Raw genomic sequence first — 6,755 nt, 5'->3', positions numbered from 1 at the left:
GCGGCAGGTGAGCCGGGTGAGCGAGAGCGGCGCGATGTCGATGCGCAGCGCCGTTCCAGGATCGAGGCCGAGAGCAAAGCCGACGGCCGAGCGGATCGTGCCGGCATGGGCGACGGCGACGATCGAATGCCCGGCATAATGCGCGGTCAACCGCTCCACGGCGTTGGCGACGCGGGCGGTCAGATCGGCGAAACTCTCGCCCTCGGGCGGCCTGATTTTCGCCGGATGGTTCCAGTCGAGTCCACGGTTCGCGGCATAGACGTCGTTATGGCCGCGCCCCTGCCAGAGACCGAAATTCTGCTCCGACAGATCGGGAATTTCGATGGGATCGACGCCCGGCTTCAGCGCCAGCGCGGTCGAACGCGTACGGTTGAGCGGCGTCGCCATCCAGACCGCAACGGGCGGAAGCTGACGCGCGAGACTAGCCGCGACCACGGGATTGACGGGTTCGGCCGCCACGTCGAGCTGGCCGTAGTAACGCGACTCCTGGCCCTGCACGGGCGCATGCCTGATCCAGATCCAGTCCGTGCGCGTCGCCACCGTCATTTCTCTCCGTCGATGCTGTGACGGGTCTGCGGATCCGGATCCTTCGGGTAGAAATCCGCGCCGTCTTCGAGATCGTACCACGGATCGCAGATCATCTTCTGCTTGTCGTCGAAGATCGGGTAATTGGCGAGACCCACGGCCCTGTCCGTGCGTTTGATGACGCACATGCGCAGCGGCGCACCCGATTTCTCCCAGGTTCGGAAAAGATCGCTCCGCACCACCATGAACATGAGATCGGGGCCGTTCCAGAGTTTCGAGAACTGATCGACCCACATCAGATGTTGGCTGTAATCCTCTTGCGACATGCCGAAGACGAATTCGCCGGCATTGTTCACGACGATGATCTTGTCGTCGATATAGACGGGCAAGTCGTAGAAGAAGGTACCGAAGCTTGCGACGCGCTCGCCATGATGACGATAGGTGTTGATGACTTCCGCGACGGGCTTCACCGAATTCGGGTCGGCTTGCGAGGAGACGAGACTGACGCCGATCCAGCCGAGTATGCCGACCACGAGAACGCTTGCGAAGCTCGCGCGCATGCCGAAGCGGCGCGGGAGGAACAATGCCGCGGCAACGGACAGAAGGAAAACCGCCGACATCGCAAAGACGATGGGCTTCACAAGTTCGAGATAAGGTCCGACTTCACCGCTTGCGCGCACCGATGGCAGTAAATAGGCAATCGGAATAGCAAGGCCCAGAAGACCGAAAAAGGCGATAAAGAGGAAACGACCGACCGGCAGATCGTCGGCGCGAGTTTCGACAAGACGCGGCGTGACGACCCGCCCCACGAGCAGCGCGAGCGGCGGGAAGATCGGCAGGATATAGGGCGGCAGCTTCGAACTCGAAAGCGAGAAGAAGACGAAGATGATGACGGCCCAGAGCAGCAGGAAAAGCTCCACCGGCTTTTCCCCGCGCCGCGTCCAGCTTGCCGGCAGAGCTTCCTTCGCGGCATGCCAGAGGTAGCCGGTCCAGGGAAGGAAGCCGACGAAGAGCACGAGCGGGAAATACCAGAGCGGTTCGTCGCGGCGATGGATCGTCGTCGTGAAGCGGAGGAACTGCTCATGGACGAAATAGAACCAGAGGAAATCATGATTGCGCATCGCCGCCAGCGCATGCCACGGCACCGCGACGGCGAGGAAGATCAAGATACCCGAGGGGCAGAGCGCGCGACGTACGAAGGACCAGCGGCCGGTGAGCGCGATCCACAAGAGGCCGATGGCGCCCGGCAGGACGACGCCGATGAGACCCTTCGACAAGACGGCGAGTGCCGCCGCCAGATGCCCTGCCCGCGCCCACCAGAGCGCGCGCTTCTCGTCGTCTTCCTCCGCCGACAGGAGAAAGGCGAAGAGGGCGGCGCTCATGAAGACGCTCACCGCCATGTCGATGATGACGAAGCGCGTGAGCGCGTAATAAAGGAGCGTCGTCGCCAGAATGCCGGCGGAAACGAAACCTGCCGTCCGCCCGTAGAAACGGCGTCCGACGCCATAGGTCATCAGACAGCCCGCGAAGCCGAGCAGCGCGGGCCACAGGCGCATCGTCCATTCGGAAATGCCGAGAAGCTTGATCGCCGAGGCTTCGAGCCAATAGAAGAGCGGCGGCTTTTCGAAATAGAGAATGCCGTTGAGACGCGGCAGGACATAGTCGCCCGTCTCCACCATCTCGCGCGGAATTTCGATGTAGCGGCCTTCGTCGGGCGACGAGATATTGCGGCCGCCGATATCGAAGAGAAAGAACGCCGCCAGCAGCAGCGCGAAGAGCAGAGGAACGACACCGCGCCGTTTCAGAATTTCGTCGATCTTCACGCCGCTTCTCCCAAAATATCGCCCTTGTGGAGCAGGGCCAGCACGGCCTCGCTCGCCTGGGCTTCCGGCTCCCCCTCGAAGCCGAAATGCAGCAATTCGACAGCGCCCTCTCCCGCCGCGATTCGCAACGGAGAAAGGGACATAACCTCGCCGGGCCTGCCGCCGCCTTCGGCGACGCGCGCCTGCCAAACCATCAACCGGCGTCCCGCTGCCTGCGTGAAAGCGCCAGGGAAAGGCGGCGCCACGGCACGTATCAGATTGAAGACCTGCCGGGCGGATTGACGCCAGTCGATGCGGCCATCCTCGGGTTTTCGGATGCCGAAATAGGTCGCCTGCGAAACATCCTGAACATGACGCGGTGCCGTGCCCGCCTTCAGGCCGTCGATCTGGCGCAGGATCAGCCGGACCGCGGCGGCCGGAATGCGCGCCGCCACCTCGCCGGCCGTTTCGTCCGGGCCGATCGCGACGGCTTCCATGTCGATCACGTCGCCGGCATCCGCTTCCTTCACCATGACGTGCAGCGTGACGCCGGTTTCATTCTCGCCGTGGATGATCGCCCAGTTGAGCGGCGCGCGGCCGCGATAGCGCGGCAGCAGCGAGCCATGCATGTTGTAGGCGCCGAGCCGCGCGAGTTTCAGGATGCGTTCGGGAATCATCTTGCGGTAGTAGAAGGAAAAGATGAGATCCGGCGCGAGTTCGCGAACGAGGCGCTCGACCGTGTCGCCATCCCTCGGCTCCTGCGTGTAAACGGGAATGCCGCGCGCGCGCGCCAACGCGGCGCAGGACTTGAACCATTGGCGTTCGTCCGGCGCATCTTCGTGCGTGAAGAGCGCCAGCACCTTCTCGCCGCGTGCAAGGAGCGCGTCGAGGCAGGCGTGGCCGACCTCGCTATAGGCGAAGACGACAATTCCCTGTTTCGCAGCTTCGTCGCTCCGCGGCTCCGTCGCCATGATCCTCAGGTCTTCTCGTGGATCGCGCGGATGCGGAACCGCGCGCGGTGCCTGATCTGCTGATAGATGCGGCCGACATATTCACCGACAATGCCAAGGCCGGTGATGACGACGCCAAGCAGGAAGAAGAGAATGGCAAAAAGCGTGAAAATGCCCTCGGCTTCCGGCCCCAGGAGAACCCGCCGCAGCAGCATGTAGACGACCAGCAGAAGGCTCGCCCCCGAGACGGCCATACCGACCATGGTGAAAACCTGCAGCGGCACAAGGCTGAAGCCGGTCATCAGATCGAAGTTCAGGCGAATGAGTTTGTAGAGATTGTAGTTCGAGACGCCGGCATGGCGCGCCGCGTGTTCGACTTCCACTTCGCTCGGACGTTCGGCGTAGAACTGCGCGAGCGCCGGAATGAAGGTCGAGGTCTCGCCGCTCTCGACGATGATGCGAACGATGTTGCGGCGATAGGCGCGCAGCATGCAACCCTGGTCGCGCATCTTGATCCCGGTGATGCGCTCGCGGATCAGATTGATGATGCGCGACGGTAGGGTACGGAAAACGCTGTCCTGACGATTACGGCGATAGGAGCCGACGACGTCGTGGCCAGCATCCATTTCCGCGATCAGTTTCGGGATTTCCTCCGGCGGGTTCTGGAGATCGGCGTCGAGCGTCACGATGATGTCGCCGCGCGCCGTCTCGAAGCCTGCCATGACGGCCATATGCTGGCCGTAATTGCGATCGAACTCGACGACGCGGATGACATCGGGCCGCTTTTCGACATAGCTCTTCAGCAGCGCCAGCGAATTGTCCTTGCTGCCATCGTCGGTGAAGACGATCTCGGCCGCGCGACCCATCTTGTCCACGACGGCGGTCAGCCGCTCGAACAGGAGAGGCAGGTTCTTTTCCTCGTTGTAGACCGGAATGACGATGCTGATCTCGGGCGCTTTCGACAGCGTCCGGGCGGGCGGCGGCGTGAGGGTTGCTTCGCTCATGGGATCAGGTCCGTGAAATCATGTAGACGCCGGCGATGATGACGGCAATGCCGGCGATGCGGAGCGGCGTCAGCGCCTCGCCGAAAAAATAGAAGGCGGCCACGGCGGTCACGATGTAGCCGACGGAGAGCATCGGGTAAGCGAAGCTCACCTCGACGCGGGACAGCGCCAGCAACCAGACACCGACGCTGACGACATAGCAGACGAGGCCGAGAACGACGTATCCGTTTGTGCCGATGCGCCAGCTCATGGCGAAAAGCGACGCCGGCGTGAAGTCGAAATGGCCGATCTGCCGCATTCCCTGTTTCAGAGCGAGCTGCGCGGTCGCGTTGAGCAAGACCCCTGTGAAGATAAGCGGAAGATAGCGCGTCATGCCGCCACCCGGTCGATACGCGCACCCTGGACCGCGAGCGTGCCGGAGCGTCCGTCCACTTCGCCCTGTTCGAGCTTTGCACAGGGAATCCTGTCGCGGGCCGCGTTGAGCTTCGCCGCCTCGTCGGCGAGCGACACGAAGGCGATGCCCCGTTCCCGCGCCAGATCGAGAAACCGCGCAAACCACTCGATCATGCTCATGCCCTCGATTTCGGCGTGAATGGTGAAGACGTCGAGACCTTCGGGCGTCAACCGGTCGATCAGTGTATCCGCAAGCTTGTGCTCGGGATATTCGGGCCGGCCCATCAGCTCGTCCAGCGTCGGCAGCGTCGTTGGAATCTGCAGCGTCCTGAAGAGGCGCCCCTCCGCGACCGGCAGGAACGGCGCGCCACCGCGCACATCGGTCGCATAATCGAGGCCGGCGGCATCATAGGCGGCAAGGCTCGCCGCGTTGGCCTGCCAGCCGGCGGAGCCCGCCGTCCTTGCGGCGCGGCCGAAAACCTCTTCATAGACACGGCGCGCCTTGCCGAATTCCTCCGCCACCCTCGCCTCGCTGAGCGAGAAGAGCCTGTCCTGCCAGAAGACATGATCCCAACAGTGGATGCCCGTCTCGAACCCCGCCTCCGCGACGGCGCGCAGAATGGCGCGGTTCTTCTTCGCGATCATCGGGCCCGGCAGGACGACCCCGTTCATCAGGGTGCGCAAGCCATAGGTCGAAACGACGCTGGTGCGGCTGACCTTGCTGAAGAATCCGGGCCGGAAGATGCGGCGGATGGCCCGGCCGGTATTGTCGGGTCCAAGCGAGAAGAGAAACGTCGCGGGTACGCCCTTGCGATCGAGCAGACGCATCAGCGCAGGGACGCCTTCCCGCGTACCGCGGTCGGTATCCACGTCGATCTTGATGGCGAGCCTCGGTGCGCTCATTTCATTCCACACGGGAAGCCATGGTCATTCCATACAAGCAGCGGCGGCGATACGTCAGAGCAGCTCGCTTTCGACCGACCCCTTATCGGCAACCGGGCCGAACTGGTCGATATAGAACTCGACCGTCTTTTTAATGGCGGTGCGAACGTCGGTCGTCGGATGCCAGCCGAGATGTGTCTCCGCGGCCTTGACCGAAGGTACGCGGACCAGCATGTCCTGATAGCCCTTGCCGTAATATTCACCGGAGCTGGTCTTCACGAGACGAACGCGATCCCGCACATTTTCATAGCCGGGAAACTCGGAAACGACGTCGAGCATCATCTCGGCAAGTTCCGCAATCGAAAGCTCGGCGGTCGGATTGCCGATATTGAAGATACGCTGATCGGCGACGCCGCCCTCATTCCGCAAGATTGTCAGCAAGGCCTCCATCGCGTCGTCGATATAGAGGAAGCAACGCTTCTGCGCGCCCCCATCGACGAGCTGAATGTCCTTGCCGCGCAGAATGTTGCCGAGGAACTGGGTCAATACGCGGGACGAACCTTCATTCGCCGCCTGGATGTTGTCGAGCTTCGGACCGATCCAGTTGAAGGGGCGGAAGAGCGTGTAGCGTAGCTGGTTCTTCAGGCCATAGGCGTGGATCACGCGGTCGAGAAGCTGCTTCGACGCGGAGTATATCCAGCGCTGCTTGCCGATCGGGCCGAGCACGAGATTGCTCGTCTCCTCGTCGAACTCCTTGTCCGGCGACATGCCGTAGACTTCAGAGGTCGAGGGAAAGACGACGCGCTTCTTATAGCGTACGCAATGGCGGACGATGGCAAGGTTCGCTTCGAAGTCGAGCTCGAAGACCCGCAAGGGATCGGAGACGTAGATCGCCGGCGTCGCGATGGCGACCAGCGGCAGCACCACATCGCACTTGCGGACGTGGTACTCGATCCACTCCTTGTTGATGGTGATATCGCCTTCGACGAAATGAAATCGCGGATGGCCCATGCAGGTTTCCAGCTTGTCCTGCTGGAGGTCCATTCCGAAGACCTCCCAATTGGTGGTCCGCAGGATGGTTTCGCTGAGATGGCTGCCGATGAAGCCGTTGACGCCGAGTATCAGAACCTTGAGGCCCATTCATCCCTCTTGAGCACCCGCAGGGCGCCATGCACGATTTTGCGGATTAGTTGCAAAAA

The 6,755-nt window shown here is 62.4% G+C and carries 7 protein-coding genes; all 7 read right to left on the bottom strand.

Translation table 11 applies throughout. The annotated features are described in order from the left end of the window. A partial coding sequence (locus VMR03_RS07645; protein WP_325403860.1) for a histidine phosphatase family protein occupies window positions 1-540 on the bottom strand: 540 nt, incomplete at its 3' end. Between the two features lie 2 nt (window positions 541-542). Then, entirely contained in the window at window positions 543-2,348 is a 1,806-nt protein-coding gene (locus VMR03_RS07640) for an ArnT family glycosyltransferase (RefSeq protein WP_325403858.1), read from the bottom strand. Further along, a complete protein-coding gene (locus VMR03_RS07635) occupies window positions 2,345-3,298 on the bottom strand; it encodes a formyltransferase (RefSeq protein ID WP_325403856.1) in 954 nt (317 codons plus the stop codon). The genes VMR03_RS07640 and VMR03_RS07635 overlap by 4 nt, the downstream gene beginning before the upstream one ends. 5 nt (window positions 3,299-3,303) lie before the next feature. Further along, window positions 3,304-4,281, bottom strand: coding sequence for a glycosyltransferase (locus tag VMR03_RS07630; RefSeq protein ID WP_325403854.1), 978 nt, complete (start codon window positions 4,279-4,281; stop codon window positions 3,304-3,306). A gap of 4 nt (window positions 4,282-4,285) precedes the next feature. After that, on the bottom strand, window positions 4,286-4,654 hold the full coding sequence (locus VMR03_RS07625; protein ID WP_325403852.1) for an SMR family transporter: 369 nt from the start codon (window positions 4,652-4,654) through the stop codon (window positions 4,286-4,288). Continuing rightward, window positions 4,651-5,577: a polysaccharide deacetylase family protein gene (locus tag VMR03_RS07620; protein WP_325403850.1), complete on the bottom strand. Its 927-nt coding sequence runs from the start codon at window positions 5,575-5,577 to the stop codon at window positions 4,651-4,653. The genes VMR03_RS07625 and VMR03_RS07620 overlap by 4 nt, the downstream gene beginning before the upstream one ends. A gap of 54 nt (window positions 5,578-5,631) precedes the next feature. Continuing rightward, window positions 5,632-6,696, bottom strand: coding sequence for a bifunctional UDP-4-keto-pentose/UDP-xylose synthase (locus tag VMR03_RS07615; protein ID WP_325403848.1), 1,065 nt, complete (start codon window positions 6,694-6,696; stop codon window positions 5,632-5,634). Between the last annotated feature and the right edge of the window lie 59 nt (window positions 6,697-6,755).

It is taken from the genome of Parvibaculum sp. (assembly GCF_035511255.1).
Taxonomy (GTDB): domain Bacteria; phylum Pseudomonadota; class Alphaproteobacteria; order Parvibaculales; family Parvibaculaceae; genus Parvibaculum.
This window is presented reverse-complemented; position numbering and strand designations above follow the sequence as displayed.

Coding starts and splice junctions, on each gene's coding strand:
- VMR03_RS07615 (WP_325403848.1), bottom strand. CDS start 6,696: ATGGGCCTCAAGGTTCTGATACTCGGCGTCAACGGCTTCATCGGCAGC.
- VMR03_RS07625 (WP_325403852.1), bottom strand. CDS start 4,654: ATGACGCGCTATCTTCCGCTTATCTTCACAGGGGTCTTGCTCAACGCG.
- VMR03_RS07635 (WP_325403856.1), bottom strand. CDS start 3,298: ATGGCGACGGAGCCGCGGAGCGACGAAGCTGCGAAACAGGGAATTGTC.
- VMR03_RS07620 (WP_325403850.1), bottom strand. CDS start 5,577: ATGAGCGCACCGAGGCTCGCCATCAAGATCGACGTGGATACCGACCGC.
- VMR03_RS07630 (WP_325403854.1), bottom strand. CDS start 4,281: ATGAGCGAAGCAACCCTCACGCCGCCGCCCGCCCGGACGCTGTCGAAA.